The 16,359-nt window shown below is 69.5% G+C and carries 13 protein-coding genes; 9 read left to right on the forward strand and 4 right to left on the reverse strand.

All coding sequences use genetic code 11. The features are described from left to right. Window positions 1–18 precede the first annotated feature (18 nt). The 3 genes from G514_RS0100765 to G514_RS0100775 are packed head-to-tail and all read left to right on the forward strand — an operon-like array spanning window position 19 to window position 3,978. Complete coding sequence (locus tag G514_RS0100765; RefSeq protein WP_028650207.1) at window positions 19–2,106, forward strand: DUF262 and DUF1524 domain-containing protein; 2,088 nt, start codon at window positions 19–21, stop codon at window positions 2,104–2,106. Window positions 2,107–2,165: 59 nt separating this feature from the next. After that, the gene (locus G514_RS24070; RefSeq protein ID WP_169576254.1) at window positions 2,166–3,230 is read left to right on the forward strand and encodes an EcsC family protein; all 1,065 of its coding nucleotides are present in this window, start codon (window positions 2,166–2,168) and stop codon (window positions 3,228–3,230) included. A 37-nt stretch (window positions 3,231–3,267) separates the two neighbouring features. Next, the gene (locus G514_RS0100775) at window positions 3,268–3,978 is read left to right on the forward strand and encodes a hypothetical protein (RefSeq protein ID WP_051246372.1); all 711 of its coding nucleotides are present in this window, start codon (window positions 3,268–3,270) and stop codon (window positions 3,976–3,978) included. A 303-nt stretch (window positions 3,979–4,281) separates the two neighbouring features. On the opposite strand, the gene G514_RS0100780 is transcribed toward G514_RS0100775, so the two are convergent. The 4 genes from G514_RS0100780 to G514_RS0100795 form a co-directional block, all read right to left on the reverse strand. Next, window positions 4,282–4,803, reverse strand: coding sequence for a hypothetical protein (locus G514_RS0100780; RefSeq protein ID WP_157544529.1), 522 nt, complete (start codon window positions 4,801–4,803; stop codon window positions 4,282–4,284). A gap of 358 nt (window positions 4,804–5,161) precedes the next feature. Further along, window positions 5,162–5,683 carry a hypothetical protein gene (locus tag G514_RS0100785; protein WP_028650210.1) on the reverse strand — a complete coding sequence of 174 codons (522 nt, stop codon included), beginning with the start codon at window positions 5,681–5,683 and terminating at the stop codon, window positions 5,162–5,164. A gap of 48 nt (window positions 5,684–5,731) precedes the next feature. Next, the gene (locus G514_RS0100790; protein ID WP_028650211.1) at window positions 5,732–6,829 is read right to left on the reverse strand and encodes a hypothetical protein; all 1,098 of its coding nucleotides are present in this window, start codon (window positions 6,827–6,829) and stop codon (window positions 5,732–5,734) included. 295 nt (window positions 6,830–7,124) lie between these two features. Continuing rightward, window positions 7,125–8,867 carry a hypothetical protein gene (locus G514_RS0100795; protein WP_028650212.1) on the reverse strand — a complete coding sequence of 581 codons (1,743 nt, stop codon included), beginning with the start codon at window positions 8,865–8,867 and terminating at the stop codon, window positions 7,125–7,127. Between the two features lie 224 nt (window positions 8,868–9,091). Between G514_RS0100795 and G514_RS0100800 the strand changes: the two genes are divergently transcribed. The 6 genes from G514_RS0100800 to G514_RS0100825 all read left to right on the forward strand — a co-directional run bounded on the left by G514_RS0100800 (window position 9,092) and on the right by G514_RS0100825 (window position 16,339). Then, complete coding sequence (locus G514_RS0100800; RefSeq protein WP_028650213.1) at window positions 9,092–10,090, forward strand: tyrosine-type recombinase/integrase; 999 nt, start codon at window positions 9,092–9,094, stop codon at window positions 10,088–10,090. 270 nt (window positions 10,091–10,360) lie between these two features. Then, a complete protein-coding gene (locus G514_RS0100805; RefSeq protein ID WP_157544530.1) occupies window positions 10,361–11,929 on the forward strand; it encodes a hypothetical protein in 1,569 nt (522 codons plus the stop codon). A 396-nt stretch (window positions 11,930–12,325) separates the two neighbouring features. Then, window positions 12,326–12,493 carry a hypothetical protein gene (locus tag G514_RS30060; protein WP_157544531.1) on the forward strand — a complete coding sequence of 56 codons (168 nt, stop codon included), beginning with the start codon at window positions 12,326–12,328 and terminating at the stop codon, window positions 12,491–12,493. Window positions 12,494–12,512: 19 nt separating this feature from the next. Continuing rightward, window positions 12,513–14,597 (forward strand): HesA/MoeB/ThiF family protein, encoded by a 2,085-nt coding sequence (locus G514_RS31250; RefSeq protein WP_084151680.1) that lies wholly within the window; start codon window positions 12,513–12,515, stop codon window positions 14,595–14,597. 279 nt (window positions 14,598–14,876) lie between these two features. Then, on the forward strand, window positions 14,877–15,716 hold the full coding sequence (locus G514_RS0100820) for a hypothetical protein (RefSeq protein ID WP_028650216.1): 840 nt from the start codon (window positions 14,877–14,879) through the stop codon (window positions 15,714–15,716). A gap of 2 nt (window positions 15,717–15,718) precedes the next feature. Then, window positions 15,719–16,339, forward strand: a complete 621-nt coding sequence (locus G514_RS0100825) for an HAD domain-containing protein (RefSeq protein WP_028650217.1) — start codon at window positions 15,719–15,721, stop codon at window positions 16,337–16,339. Window positions 16,340–16,359: the final 20 nt, after the last annotated feature.

The following is a 16,359-nucleotide window of genomic DNA, read 5'->3' on the forward strand; positions in this document are numbered from 1 at the left end:
CCCGGAAGATGAGCAACTGTGAAGGCGTCGGAGACCAAGCTGCTGGACCTCTTGGCCAAGGGAAGCCAGTTCGTCATCCCGATCTACCAGCGCACCTACTCCTGGACCGAGGGCGAGTGCGCCCAGCTGTGGGACGACATCCTCAGGGCCGGCGGCGACGAGGCGCAGAACGCGCACTTCACCGGCTCGATTGTGCACGTCGAGAAGGGTCTGTCGAACCTGACCTCGCAGGAGCCGAACCTGGTCATCGACGGCCAACAACGGCTGACCACGGTCACCCTCCTGCTGGCGGCTTTGGCAGAGCGTCTCGATCAGCTCCCCGAGGAGGAGCGGGAGCCACTCGATGGGTTCTCGCCGCGGAAGGTGCGCAACCGGTACCTGGTCAACAACGACGAGGAGGCCGAGCGCTACTTCAAGCTGCTGCTGTCCCAGACCGATCGCGACACCCTCAAGGCCGTCGTCCGTGCCGCGCAACTCCCCAAGAACGGCTCGGAGCGCATCGAGAGCAACTTCGGCTACTTCCAGTCCCGGCTGACGGATCCAGGTGTCGACTTCGGCGTCGTGTGCCGTGGCTTGGCGAAGTTGGTGGTGGTCGACATCCGCCTGGACCGGTCACAGGACAACCCGCAGCTGATCTTCGAGTCGATGAACTCGACGGGCCGCAAGCTCTCCCAGGCAGACCTGATCCGCAACTTCGTGCTCATGGGCCTCGAGCCGTCCACCCAAGAGCGGTTCTACGCCCAGTACTGGCGGCCCATGGAGAACGACTTCGGCCAGGCGGCCTACGAAGCCCAGTTCGACGAGTTCGTGCGCCACTACCTGACCGTGGTCACCGGAGACATCCCGCGCCTCGGAGACATCTACGAAGCGTTCAAGATCCACGCCCGGAGCGCGACCAGCGACACCGGTTCGGTTGAGCCGCTGCTGAGCCAGCTACGGGACTACGCGGGCCGGTACTGCGCGGTCGCGCTGGGACAGGAGAAGGACAAGCGGCTCGCCGCCGCGTTCCAGGACCTCCGCGAGATCAAGGCCGACGTCGTCTACCCCTTCCTGCTCGAGGTCTACACCGACTACGAGCTCGGCACCCTGACCACGCAGGAGGTTGCCGAGATCGTCGACCTGGTGACCTCCTACATCTTCCGACGCGCGGTGTGCCGGATCCCAACCAACTCCCTGAACACCACCTTCGCCACCTTCGCCAAAGGGTTGCGCAAGGACCGCTACCTCGACAGCGTCAAGGCGCACTTCCTCTCGATGCGGAGCTACCGCGCCTTCCCCACCGACGCCGAGTTCGGCGATGCGTTGAAGACAACCGACCTCTACCACTTCAAGCGCCGTTCGTACTTCCTGCGGCATCTGGAGAACCACCACCGCAAGGAACACGTGACGATCGAGGACTACACGATCGAGCACATCCTCCCGCAGAACGAGAACCTCTCCCTGGAGTGGCAGAAGGCGCTCGGGGAGAACTGGGCCGAGATCCAGACCCAGTACCTACACACCCTGGGCAACCTCACCCTGACCGGCTACAACGCCGAGTACAGCGACCACCCGTTCCTGGTCAAGCGCGACAAGGAGGGTGGGTTCAAGGACAGCCCGCTGCGGCTCAACCAGGGACTCGCGCAGCTGGACTCCTGGACCGTAGAAGAGATCCGGGCTCGCGCCGAGCGGCTGGCGAAGAACGCGCTCGACATCTGGCAGATGCCTCAGCTTCCGGAACCGTTGATCGCCGAGTTCCAGGAGCCCCGCGCCGCGACTGCATTCTCCATCGAGGACCATCCCAACCTGTTGCCGGCACCTCGCCGTGCACTGTTTGAGAAGTTCCGGTCCGAGGTCATGGCACTCGACCCCACGGTCACCGAGCAGTTCCTGAAGCTCTACGTCGCCTACAAGGCCGAGACCAACTTCGTCGACGTCGTCCCGCAGGTCGCCCGGCTCCGGCTGAGCCTGAACCTGCCCTTCGAGGCGCTCCACGACGAACGCCACCTCGCCTGGGACGTCACCGGCCGCGGCCACTGGGGCAACGGCAACGTGGAGGTCGGCCTCGACGAGAGCAGCGACTTCACCTACGTGATGGGCCTGGTGCGCCAAGCCTTCGAGTACTAGATAGCGGAGTGAGGATGTCTCGAACCGTGGCAAGCCCTGGGTCACCAAAGAGCGGCGAGATGGCGCCCTATGACCGTCGGGCCTGGACGGAGATCGAACGGTGGCGCGCGAAGCGGTTGACCGCTCGCACCCGGCGCGTGCTTCCCCAGAAGGCGCGCGACAAGATCTCGGATCTCGGTCACGGCGCTAAGGAGAGATTCGAGGCACTCCCAGGTGCCGCTGACTTCGAGGCGCTGTTCGTCAAGGCCCTGGGCGGCCTGCTCGACTTCGGCTCGCGAGCGGCGATGGCGACTGTGCGTGAGAAGGCGGTCCTCAAGGGCTTCCGCAAGCACGGGCACGCCGTCGAGGAGCTCGAGGACATCGCTGAGGTCGAGCTCCGTGATATCGACAAGGTGAAGCCGAACCTGGCGCTGGCCTACACCGCGACGGCGACCGTCGAGGGAGCTGCCGCGGGGTTCATGATCTCCGGCGGGGAGATCGTGGCCGCCGGCGGAGCGGTGGCGGGCGCCGGGGCCGGTGCGGCGCCCGGGATCGGCACGGTCGTCGGTGTGATGGCCGGCGACGCCGCTGCCGTGCTGGTCGCTGCCAACCGCGCCGTCGCCCACACGGCCGCCTACTACGGCTACAACGTCGACCAACCGGAGGAGCGCCTCTTCGCGCTGGCGGTGCTCAGCATGGGAACGGCGGCCGAGTCCGGCAAGGCGGCGGCCTACATCGAGATCAACAAGCTGGTCCAGATGCTCGTCCGCGGTGCGACCTGGGACCAGCTTCGCCAGAGCGTGGTCACCCGGGTCATCGAGAAGGTCTTCACCCGCCTCGGGTTCCGGATCACCCAACGCAAGCTCGGACAGGCGGTGCCCGTCTTGGGCACGGTCATTGGAGCCGGCATGAACGCCCGCCTGATCTCGAGCGTCATTGACGACGCCGACCACATTTACCGGGAGCGGTTCCTCCGCGAGCGCTACGGCCTGGACCCTGCTGCCGTCGAGGTCACCGTCGACACCGCTGACACCGCTGACACCGTCGTCGACAACGATGCCGATGTCATCGACGTCGCCGAGCTCCTCGAGGAGGAGATCCGCGACGAAGGCGGGCGTGCGCTCGAGGCCGGTGCTGGTGAATGAGACCGGTGCGCGCGACCCGCGCTGAACGGCCGGGATCGTGACCGCTCCAGCCGACGTGCGCGGTGTGGTCGAGGCGGCACGCTCCCTGGGCGAGCTGCCGGCCCGCGACCGGCGGTGGACTCACCTGTCGCTGTGCGTGCTCGACGCGGTCTTCTCGATCGGCGCCCGGTACTCGGCGACCACCCGGACCGTGTGGTCCTACGCCCACCTACAGGGTCTGCCGCACGTCCTCGAGCCCGCGGCGGAGGTGGCCGCCGGTGTCTACGCGGACACCGAGGAGCCCGTCTCCAGCCTGCGAGACGCGATCGCGCGCGGAGGTCCGGATGCGTTCGCCGCTCAAGTGCAGAACCGGCAGCGCACCTCGCCTCGCGGCGGGGTGCCCAAGGCCCAGGCGACGCACGACTACGCCGCGGCACTGGCCGATTGTGGCGTGCTACGGCTGGCAGATGTCCCCACCCTGCTGACCGACCCGTCCCGGCTCGCGCCTCTGGAGACCCAGCTGTCGCGAGTGCCAGGTCACGGGGCACACGGCGTACGGATGTCGTACCTGTGGATGCTCTCCGGGGACGACGACCACATCAAGCCGGACCGGATGGTGCTCGGCTGGCTTCACCAGGTCCTCGGCCGGGCGGTCGCCCCGCCCGAGGCGACCGCGTTGCTGTCGGATGCAGCAGCCGAGCTCCGTGTGACCCCGTGGCAGCTTGACCACGCAGTGTGGAACCACCGGCGGGGCGTCCGGGCTCAGTAGGCAGGGCCCCGACGCCGCGCGGCCTGCGGGCAGCCGGGCCGGGGCCGGCTGGGTGCCACGTGTCGATCGGCCACCCTGGGCATTCACCTCCTTTCCGCGGGCAGCCGATCGGCGCGAGGTGGCGCCGCTGTGATCGATGTGACTTCGTTGTTGAGTTCTCAAGGTTCTTGCCAGCCTCGAACCTCGTACGCGGCTCCGGTGAGGAGGACTGGGTCAGACCGTTTCCAGCGGTCCGCCGAAGGCAATCGACCCGGGAGGGACTGCGCCCGACCCTGGTCAACGAGGCCCCGGTGTCCGCTGAACCTAGAAACCGTCCATGTCGTCGTCGTAGTCCTCTTCATCCGGCTCCTCAACGGTGAGCCACTTGACGAGCAGCGCCATCTCGACGCAGTGGCGCTCGGGATCGGGGTCGTCGGAGTACAGGTGACCCAGCACTCCATCGGGCCCCAACCAGATGAGGTCGGCCAACCATCGGGTCAGGCACTCGGGTTCATGCTCGCCGAGCAGCCCGCTCCTCTGGACGTACTCCAGGTCGAGCGGCCGGCGGTCGGCTCGTACGCGTGGCGCCGTGATCAGGCCGTGAGTGAGTGCGAGCAGCTCACCCGTGGTGGCCTCTCGCGCGATGGGGTGCCCGACGGCGAAGCCCTCCCAGAACTGCGCCCAGATCAGCCGGAACATCTCCGGCCGGGGATCGACGCTCATGTCGATCTCCCGGACCCAGTCACGAGCGTACTTGCGACCGGCCTCGATGAGAGCTGTCTCGTCTTCTGACGTAGGGAGAGCGGGACGGGTGGGCGTCGAACGAGAGGCTTCGTCAGGGTTCATCGCGAGTCCTTGTCGGGGAGGGTGGTTCGGCCCGGCGGAGTCTGGGCCTCACGGGGGATTACTTGGTCGTCGGGCCGTGGTGCCGGGTGCGTGCTTCAGGTGCCGAGCGCGAGGCGTTGCCTTCGACGGTCACCCGAACGGCCCGCATCATGCGTCGTGCTGCCGCATCGACGGGAGGCTGGTCACCCGTTGGTTGTGCCGCCGAGGTGATGTCGCCGCGGCGGAACTCGTGTCTGATCGAGCCTGTCGATGCCACGCGCGGAGCGTGCACCACGTGGGAGCCCGGTCGATGGCAGGGGCGCGATGGAGCGCACAGACGCCCCGTCCTGGTGGACGGGGCGTCTATGCGTGGCGTGACTCAGAGGGCGAAAGCGTGAGCGAAGTGGGCGTCGAGATCCTCGTGAGGATTGGACCGGTCGAAGAGGGCGAGAGTGGCGACCACCAGCGCGACCTCGGCGGAGCTCTGCGGGCTCTCTGCGCTGGCAGCCATATCGAAGATGCCGCCGGGACCTGACCAGATGAGCTCGGCGAGCCACCGAAGGACCCGGTGCTCATCGAGGATGGCGGCATCCTCGAGCAACTGCAGAGCGGGCGCCAAGCCGCCTGGGTCCATCGGGGACTCGGCCTCGGTGATCGCGTGGTGGGCGACGTTGGTGAGTTCTGCGTGGACTGCGTGTTGGGCGAGCAGGTGCAGGTTGGCGAAGTCGGAGGAGAAGTCTTCGAGGAGCTCGGCCCATGCGTAGTCGTTGTCGATCATTCGGCGCAGTGCGAGGTGGGCGTACTCGACGCCGGCGTCGGTGATGAGGTCCTCCCAGTTGGGCTCCAGGTCTCGTGTGTAGAGGACGGTGGTCAGGGTGTGGGAGATCTTGGTCAGGTTCATGTCGGTGGTCCTTGGTCGGTGATCGTGGGTCGGGTCTGGCGGTCGGTGTCAGTCGGCGAAGGAGATGCCGTGGTCGTCGGGGCGGGCCGTGGGCGTGGTGCGGTAGGCGCCGCCCAGGGCGCGGTACATGCCCTCGACCTTGGATCGGCCGCTGAGCTGCCAGGCGGCCTCGGCGCCCCTGGTGGCGAGGGTGGTGGCGACGCGCCACTGGGTGATGCTGCTGGCGGTGATGTCGACGGTGGGCAGGCCGAGCTGCTGGATGAGGCGGTCGATGATGCGCTGGGCGGATGCGATCGCCGAGGTTGACCCGGGTGCGTGGCTCTCGGCGTCCTTGCGCACTCGGGGCCGATAGGTCAGGGGGGCTGAGCGGCTGTAGCCGGCGCGCAGGGCGTGCTCGAGGTGACGGCCCAGGGTGTGGGTGGCGAACTGGTCGAGGGTGAGGAAGCGTGGTTCGAGGTGGCGGTTCCCGGCGGCCAGCACCAGTTGCGGCATCTCCGGGTCGTCGTAGTCCTCGATCGTGACGTGGGTGGTCTCACCGGGGACCTGGCCCGCGTCGAGGAGGGTGTAGACGGTGGCGGCGTGGTCGCGCGGGTCCTTGATGGCGGCGAGATGGGCGGCCACCCGAAGCAGGACGATCTCGTCGTGGGCGCACGGCCGGAAGGAGTAGATGCTGCGCAGCGCGAGCTTGGTCGCGTGGGTGTAGACGGCCTTCGGGGAGGTGGCCTCGGAGTCGACGTTGATGGTGCTCGCCGCGAGCGCCGCGACGGCCAGGGCGAGGTTGCGGTAGGCATGCAGCTCCTCGGCGACCTCGGTGGCGTGGTAGCCGGTGACGTCCTTGAGCGGGACGCCGGTGAGCATGGACAAGAACCTGGGCTGGTTCGTCGCCAGCTCCCCGGCGGTGACGGCGTTCTCGCGCAGCAGGGTCTCGAGCCGGTCGAGTCGGGGTTCGATGTCGGGTACTGCCGCGGCGGGGATGATGCCGTAGGCCCGCTGTAGCTCGCGGAGCTTGTCGATGCCCTCACTTGCCGCGACCTGCTCGAGCGTCGGGGAGAGCGTGATCTTGGCGGACACGTTCTTCGTAGTGATCGTTTGGGTGGTCTTGCTGGTCTGCTTGATGGTCGGCTTGGCGGTCTGCTTGGTGGCCATGTCGGGTTCCCGTCTTTCTGTTTGGTTGGGTGGGACGGGAAGGAATGTCCGGAGGCTGAGCGGGTGCGCAATCACCGCGCAGGCATCTCTCAACTCTTCTTCTTGAGCGACATCCCGGGGGCGAAGCGGGCGACTCGCCAGCGACGCAGGGGGCGGGCCCGCGCAGGATCCGTGCCTTCTTGCGGGATGTTGGGACGTGCCGTTCGGTGGCGCAGCTCATGCGCCTGTGATGCGCGATGGGCTCGTTCCGGCTGGTGCCGGAACGAGCCCATCGGTGATGTCAGCTACAGCGCGATCAGCGCCGGTTCTCCCAGGTGAGGCAGTTGTTGAGCACGCCTGCCAGGAGGAAGTCGAGCTCCTGCGCCTGGGTGCTGAGGCTGTTGGCGCGTCCGTGGTGGCTCAGGCTCTGCTGGTACCACTGGTTGAACGACTCCGAGTCGTTGCGGCGGGAGAAGATGTCGCTGAAGGGCCGGGGAGTGTCGTAGACACCGACTCGGGGCTGCGCGGTGGCCTCGGTGTTGTACCAGGCGGCGATGTCGTCGGCCCGCGACAGCGGCCGCAGCCGCCACCCAATGGGGTCCTTGGGGGCACGGGTCCTGGGGTTGCTGTCCGGGGTGTGCCGGATGCCCTCGGGCTCCCATGGGCGGACGTACTCGGCCTCGCCGTGCCGGCAGGGGATGGTGTAGGCGTTGTGGGTGCCCCACTGGCCGTTGGGGCGCGTGAAGGGGGTGCTGGTGTGGCAGCGCAGCACCCGGACCTTGATGAGGCTGCCCTCGCGGTCGGGGTCCTCCTCGACCTCGTACAGGCCGCCGTCGTCGAGCGCGACCCGATGGACACAAGGGCCGTCGGGGCCCTGGTGGGTGAACGGCTCGAGCTCACGGTGCCAGCCGTTGACGGGCTCGAAGTCGCCCTTGACGGTCGGGTAGACCGTCAGCCCCAGCGGCATCCGGTCCAGGTCGTGGAGCCGGTCGCGCAGCACGTAGCGGCGCATCAGGGCCTTGGCAGGGCTGGCGGGGGCAAGATGGTGCTCGGCGAGCCGACGCTTGGCGGCGTCGTTCAGATCGCTGTCGCTGAACCGCCGGACGACGGGGTCCTCTGGATGGGCAGGTCTCTGGTCGTCGGGCCGCGCGGTGGAGGCGGCGACGGCCTTGCTGATGACCTGGATGCGGTGGTTGGCCATGAGGTGCACGATGTGCCACCCGGTCAGCGCGCGGTCGTAGACGACCGCGTGGATGCCGTCCCCGGCGATCTGCTGGAGGCTCTCGATGATCTCCAGCGCGGCCCAGGCCTCGCCGCCCAACGCGACCCCGGTGCCCAGGGTGATGCGCCCACTGGCGGTCCAGGTGTGCATCGCGACCATGTTGAGCCCGTTGGTGTCCTTGTAGTCCTCGGTGGCGGTGTCGCTGCTGGTGCGCTGGACCCGGGCGCGGCCCGGGTCCTGGGCGCGGCTGCCCACGAAGAACTTCTCGCCGGTGGTCTGGTCGATGACTTCGCGGACGTCGGAGTACTTGGCGATCACCGTGCCGTCGCCGTAGATGAAGTGCGTCCACAGCGGGTCCGCGCCGTTGGGTTGCACGCCCGCCTCGAGGTTGCCCTGGTGCCGGGCCTGGCCGATCGCGAGCATCCGGAACCGCAGCTGGAGCTGCAACATCAGGGACGAGTTCTTGACCAGGTTGTCCCGGAAGTAGATCACCTGGTCGCGGGTGGGTGGGGCCATGGGCAGGCAGATCCCAGACCGCTGCTCGAACGCGGCCCGGCACCGCTGCCACAGGTCCCCTTCGGCGTGCAGGAGGGCCAGGGCCGAGGTCAGTGAGCTGGTGACGCGGCCCGCGGCAAGCGCGGCGAGCATCGCGGTGGGAGGGTAGGCAGCCTTGCGACCGCGACTCTTGACAGGGTTCGTGGCGGCGGCCGGCTCGAAGACCGGGGCCAACTGGTGGAGCCCGATGAAGCCGTGAAGGGCCACGATCTGGTCGGAGTTGGTCATCCGGGATGAGCCGGTGGCGTTGTCGCGGCTGCGGACGTCGGGGTTGATGGGCATTGGGAGTTCTCCGGTTCGTGCTTGGTTGGTGCCGCCGCCGCGAGGGCGGTCAGCGTCTGACGCACCGGACCCGTCCGCCGCGGCACCGCGAGCGCAGTCGGGATCCGCCACTCACGGAGTGATCTGGGCCACAGGCGTTCCAGCCGCGTTCCACGCGCGTTCCGGCGGCGTCTGGCCGCTGACAGCACCCCGGGGGCGGCCTACCGTCGAGGCAGGAGACCTTGATGAACGCACCAACCAGCCACCCAGACCACGGCCCAGAGCACGGCCTGCAGGACGACCCGGCTGACGCGCAGACCGACGCGCGACAGCGCTCGTCGCCGCAGACCGGCGGGGTCATGGTCGCGATCGTGAACGTGGTGGTCGCGCACTGGGCCGCTTCGGGGGAGTTCACCGAGCAGACGCTGGCGCGGTGCGGGGAGACCGTGACCCGGTTCGCCCGCCGGCTCGACGCCCAGGGCGTCACGGCGCCGGCCGAGATCACCCTGGAGCACTGCCAGGGGTTCGTCGATGCCACCACGCTGAAGGGCCAGGCGCCCGAGCTGACCACCCGGCACACCCGCCGTACGTCGCTGCGGATGCTGTTCCGCACGCTGCGCGAGCTGGGTCACCCGGTCGGTGACCCCACCTTGGACCTGCACCTGCCGGTGCGGTCGGTGACCACGGCCCGGCCGCTCACGGACCTGGAGGTCACCCTGTGCCGGGCCAGCACCCGGCTGGGCGAGGCTGGCGGGGTGAGCCTGCAGCGGGCGGTGTGCTGGGCCCTCGCCGAGGCCACCGCGGTGACTAGCGAGATCACAGCGGTCCGGGTCGGCGACCTCGACAACCCCGACCAGCCCCGCTGGGTGCGGCTCGCCGGCACCCGCCGCCACGACCCGCGGCTCGGCGAGCTCACCGACTGGGGCGCCACCATCGTGGCCCGCCAGACCGCGCTGCTCCGCGAGCGGCGCAGCACCCCGGCCACCCTGCTCAGCTACCGCGGCAACGGCATCCCCGGCGAGGCGGTCGCCCAGGCCTCGGCCTGCAACGCCGTCGGCGCCGTGCTCTCCCTGGCCGGGCTCGCCGAAGAGAGGGACGTGAGGCCGGCCTCCGTGCGCAACTGGGCCGGCCGCCGCCTCTATGAGGCTGGCATGCCCATCGAGCACGTCGCCCGCCGCCTGGGCGCCCGCAGCCTGGACTCCGCAGCCGCCGACATCGCCCTGACCTGGCGCGACACCACCTAGACCTACCCAGACCCCACCTCGACCTATCCAGACCCCACCTAGACCGGCCCGCTTCTCCCTGCGGCTCCCACCCAGGTGGCACGCCCGAGAACACCACAGAGGTAATTACGACCATTCCCGGGTTCCCACTTTCCGGGAACCCGGGAACCCGGAAACAGCACACACGCAACTTACGATCCGCCGCTCGACACCCCCGACGACGCTGACGGCCGCAGAGAACGACGCAGAAGACGACACAGAGACCGGTTATGGAACGAGAGGAGGGGAGTGATGGGCCGTGAACACATGAACACGCTGACCCGGATGCGGGCCGTTCTGTCCTCCCGCAGCCTGTATGACACCGCCACCGCGCTGGAGTGGGACAGCCCGGTCGGACGGCCCCTGCGCAACCCGCCGTACGTGACGCTGGCCTACGGGGTCCTGGCCCGCCTGGCCCGCTCTGCGATCCGGGTCCAGCTCGACCTCGCCGAACCCGAGACCTGGAGCTACGCGCGGCGGCTGATGAGCGAGGCGATCACCCGCCACGGCCTGGACCTCCCACCCCCGGGGGCCAAGCCGCCCAACTGGGAGACCTGGCGCTGGATGCGCGACCACCACCTGGCCACCGAGACCGGCGTCGCCGAGCTGGCCCGCGTCTACCCCACCATTGCGGTAGCCGCCGCCAACCGGATCGGGCTGCTGCTGCCGACCGGGCCCGGCTCCTTCAGCCACCCCGACAGCACCCGCACCGCCTACGGCGACGGCACCCTGGTCCGCCCCCTGTACAACCCACCAGCCACGGTCAGCCTCACCGACGCGGACGGAGGTCAGCGGGTGGCCTACCCCGACCCGCGCACCGGGGAGCTCCTCGACCACCCACCCGGACGCTTCGACCCCGACCTGCAAGAACACCACGGCCGCCTCGGACCGGTCCTCACCCACGGCTACGTCGCCTGGCACGCCCGCGGCCGGGGCCGCTATCAGCGCATCGATCTGGCGCTCGCGCACGTCCCCGCGCCGGGAGCCGAGGCCGCCACCGCGGTCGCCCTGCTCCGCGAAGTACACCGCGCCGCCGGAGCCGGCATCCAGGCCGTCGTCTACGACGGCGCCTTCCGCGGGGTTCACATCGACGAGATCATGCGCAACTACGGATACCTCGTCCTGGCCAAACAGGCCACCAGCGCCACCACCACCGACGCGACGAGCGGGACTGCGGGCGCCGACGGCGCCAGGGGTGAGGGGGAGGAGGTGGCGACCACCCAGCTGGTGATGACTCCCGCCGGCCGCCGCGCCCGCTCCTACCCTCTCGGTCCGGTCACCCATCACCTCCCCACCGGGCCCTGCCACCACCAGCTCGCCACCGTCGGAGGACAGGTCGTCGAGATCGATCTCGACGAGGCCGGCGACCCGGTCGTGACCAGCATCCCCGACCGCGGCCAGGTCAAGAGGGTGCGCCGCAGCACCGGCGCCTTCCACTTCAACGTCGCCTTCCGCATCGAATGCCCCATCGAGCCGTTCACCGTCTGGCTCAGCCCCCACCCCGGCAAGGACGCCGATGCCCGGCGACCCGAGAACCTCCGGATCATCCCCACCACCGACCCCGACGCCCAACGCCTCCAAGGCATCCGCAGCGACGCCGAGAGCTTCCACTCCCACTACAAGCGCACCCTGATCGTCAACCGCGCGATGAGCCTGGGTGCCTACCGAGGCCTGATCGACCTCTACTGCTTCGCCATCTACAACACCGCACTCACCGAGTACCACCACGCCCAACGCTCGGGCGCCACGTCCACCGTCGGCCCAGTTGCGACCGCTGCCCGACCGCCCCGACCGATCCCGGGCATCGCCCGCAGCGGCTAACCCGGCCTACCGAACCGAACCTCCAGCCGACCCACCCGGCCCTGCCGACACCCATCCCGCCCTACCCCTGGGCCACCGCAGCCGGCCATCCGACCAGGGGCAGGGCAGCCCTGCCCACACCACAACAAGAGGAGCACCGCCATGCCCGAGAACACCGAACCCGAGAACACCGAGCCCGAGGCCCCTGCCGCCACGCACGGCATCGCAGCCACCGCAGGCAACCCGGATCAGCTCGAGGACCAACAGCCCGGTGAGGCGACCGACGACGAGTCCGACCATGACCGCGACAGGGACAGGGACAGGGACAGGGACAGGGACAGGGACAGGGACGGGGACGGGGACGGGGACGCTGGAGCAGAAGCCCCTGCCGGTGGTGCGGTCGAGGGCACGGTGGGGGTGACCACCAGCTACGAGCGCACCGCCGAGGGCCACCGCGTCACCCGACGCACCGTGCACCGAACCGAGGTCACCGAGGACACCCAGGAGACGATCGAGGAGACCTACCCGGTCGTCCCCTCGCCGTACGCGCCACCTTCTCCTGCCGACCCCTCGCCGGTCGGCTGAGAACGCGAGGCAGCCGACGATGAACGACCCGCACCCGCCCTGGGCAACCCGCTACCCCGACCGCTGGCGGCGCGAGCTCGACGAGCTCCACGCCAGCCGATGGCCGCACCGGATCACCACCCGTGTCAACACTGTGGTCATCGAGATCGACTGGCCCATGCCCACCGGCGAACCCTCACGCGTGCCGGAGGCAACAGAACAACCGGGCCTGATCCAGCAGTCGACGCCTGAGAGCCCCAGGTCGACCCAAGAACCGACCCACGACCAAGGTCCCGGTCACCGCCAGGGCAAGTGCCGGGATCCTCGCCGGGATCGCTCGGCGCGGCTCGAGGTGTGGTTCCCGCCGGAGTACCCCTTCTTTCCGCCGCGGGTCTTCGACCGCGACAACCAGCTCGAGCTGGGCCGGCACCGCACCCCGGACGGAGTGCTGTGCCTGGTCGAGGAGACCGACTGGCACCCCGACACCACCATCGCGGCCCTGCTGACCAGGCAGCTGCCGAACCTGGTCGCGGCCGGACGGAGCACCATCCGACCGGCGGAGGGCCTCGAGGTGCCGGCGCCCGAGCCCGTCGGTGGCCTCGTATCGCACATCTCGGGCCAGCAGGCGCTGATCATGCCCACGCACCCGATCCCCGCCCGCATAGACCAGGGTGCGGTGATCATCCGCTACACCCTGAACCGGGGCCGGGTCATCGGTGCTGGACTGGCCGAACGGATCCTCGGCGACGGCCTCGACATCGCGGGGCCGGCACCCGAACTGGAACCGGTCTTCCAGATCGTCACCTTCGGACGCTGGGCGCGTGACCCGGGCTTCGACCCTGCCCACACCCCCGAAGAGACCTGGCAGCGGGTGACCGGCCGGCTGCAGCCGCTCGAAGTCGAGATGGCCGAGGCCGACGAGGACCGGTGCGGCCTCGAGGTGCCGCTCGACCAGGTCGAGACCCTCTGTCTCCTGGTGCCCAGCGAGGACACCTACCGGCAGCTCGGGGAGAGCTGGGTCGCGGTCCGTCAGGTCACCGACGAGGACGGCGGCACCCGCTACGACCACCTGCCCGTCCAATGCCTCGGCCCGGAGACCTATGCGACCCGGACCCCCGAAAGCCGAACGCTCATCGACCGTCGCGTCGTGCTCGTCGGCGTTGGCGCCATCGGCAGCCACATCGCCCTCGACCTGGCTCGCACCGGCGTCGGCCACCTCAGCCTGGTCGACGGCGACGTCGTCGATGTAGCCACCGCCACCCGCCAGCACGCCCCCATCTACGCGGCCGGGCGCCCCAAGGCCGAAGCGATGCTCAGCCAGCTGCGGCTGACCCGCCCCGACACCGACCTGGTCGGGCTGCAGCTGCGCATCGGCGACTCCTCCGACTTCGAGGTGGTCGAGCGGAAGCGACGCACCTTCGCCCGGCTGCTGCGCAGCGCCGACCTCGTCATCGACGCCACCGCCAACCCCGCCGTGACCCGATACCTCGCGGCCGTGCGGCACGTCCACCAATTGCCGTTCCTTCACGTCAGCGCCACCGCCGGCGCGTGGGGCGGCTGCGTCCTCCTCACCACCGCCCAGACCGCCTGCTGGGCATGCCTCCAACACCACCGCCACGACCACACGGTGCCGGTCCCGACCACCGACCCCGCAGGCCCCGTCACACCCACCGGGTGCGCCGACCCCACCTTCACCGGCAACAACCCCGACCTCGCCCTGATCGCCCACCACGCCTCCCAGGTAGCCATCGACCACCTCACCGACGGACCCGGGCTCGGCGGCAACCTCTACGTCGCCCACCTGCGGACCCCCGCCGGCGGCCGTCAGCCGATCACCTGGCAACGCGCCCAGGTCCCGGTCCACACCGACTGCCCCCTACATACCAACCCCGACGACGCTCCACGCGACGAGACCCGACGCGAGGAGGGCTCAGGTGACGGGGCAATGCGCCCGTCCGGCACCGACGCGGAGGACCGAGACGACCCAGACAACCCGGAGGTCCCAGAGGACCTAGACGACGCAGACCAGGCCGCCGCCGGAGTCAGTGGATCCGTTGCAGTCGCCGCGGTCGCGGGTGCCGACCGGATCGATTGCGCCGTCAGCGGCGGGCCGAACCATGACTGAACAGCCTCACGAAAGGGAGGCGGACGGCCACAGCCCACCACGGGCACCGATCCCAACAACTCAACAGCGGACCAACAGCAACCCCGGGCACCGCGCCCTCCCGCCGCACCCGGAGCGCCGCAGACACAACCCGAGCCGACAGGAGGTGAACCCAACCACGCTCACGTGTCTCCGGCCTCCGGGAAGCGCGGCCCGGTCGCGCTGACCAGCGACAACCACACCAGAACGGGACGACAGCTTGGGCGAGGAAGACGCCCTGCATGATCCGAGGGGACCCCCATGACCACCCAGGAAGACGAACCAGACGGCACGATCCCGCCCTCCGACTCCTTCCACCTCGCCCTGCGGCTCGTGGCCGGCGACCGAGCTGTCCCGAACGCCCCGCCGTTCGGGGACCCCCCGACCCGCGCCGTAGAGATGATCGACAAGCGGGTGATCCTCCAGACCGAGATCTGGGTCGACCGCCACGCTCGCTCCCACCGGGTCGAGCAGATGAGTCAGGAGCACCGCGCGAACGTCCTCGCCCTCCTCCGCACACAAGCTACGCAGTGGATCGGCGACGCCGTCGTCGAAGAAGTCGCCGCCACGATCCTCGGCGACATCTCCGGAGCCGAGACCGCCCAGCACCTGGAGCTCCTCGACCTGCTCACCGAGGGTTGGACCGACCACACGCCGCTGGGTCAACGTCTCCACGTTCTCAACCACACCCGCCCCCAGCCACTGAGGCCCCCACCTGCACTGCTCGGCCCCGACCAGACCGACCACCCACAGGTGCTCCGCGACAGCGACACCGGCCTGTGGCAGGTGACCACCCACAGCGGCACCCACCACCTCATCGACCTGGACCGCCGCCGCATCCAACGCCGACCCCGACCGCCCTCGACCACCGACGACGAGCACCCCGGCCCGGGCAGCCGGTCCCTGCCCTATGACAATGAGTGGACCTACCTGGACTGCCTGATCCGATGCCGCATCGGTGCCTGGCTCGTGGTCACCGACCACGGTGGCGAAGCAGCCGGCCCCGACCCCGGGCGCGGCGGCTTCAAGGTCTCCACGGCTGTCGTCGAGATCAGCCGCATCACAGACACCGAACACGCCCAGACACGGCCGGCCCCGTAGCCATGCCGACCACCCATCGATCCCCCCGGCCGGCACGCGCGCTCATCGTCGACGTCGACGGCGTCGTCTCGCCGGTCCACGGCCACACCGCGTGGGGCGACGACGTCGTCGCAGGCGAGGTCTTCGGACCCGTCCTGGTCTCACCCACCCTGTGCAGGCGCCTCGACCAGCTCGCCGCGCGGCCCGACCTGACCACCTGGTGGCTGACCTCCTGGCCCGCCCAGCTCCGCGACCGCATGGACCCGTTCCCCGGCCGGACCTGGCCCCAGATCACGAGCCAGCTCGACGACCCCGGCAACCCCCACCCCGACTGGTGGAAATGGACAGCCCTGATGCGCTGGCTCGACCAGCAAAGGGCAGTCAACCGGCTCGCCTGGTGCGATGACCACCTCACCGACACCCACCTCGCCGAAACCACCGAGCTCGACGAGCTCGACGACGCCTCGGGCCTGACAAGCAGCCAGGGCGACCACACGGCGTACGGCATATCCACCATCAGGATGACCTTGGCAGGGCACGGCATCGAGCCCCTGCTCCTGGCCCCCCGCACCTCGGTCGGCATCACCCCGGCCCAGATGACACGGCTCGAGCGGTTCCTGACCCGAGCATCACCGGGAAGGTAGACGATGAAGCCGACTCCTAC

It is taken from the genome of Nocardioides halotolerans DSM 19273, from assembly GCF_000422805.1.
Classification (GTDB): domain Bacteria; phylum Actinomycetota; class Actinomycetes; order Propionibacteriales; family Nocardioidaceae; genus Nocardioides; species Nocardioides halotolerans.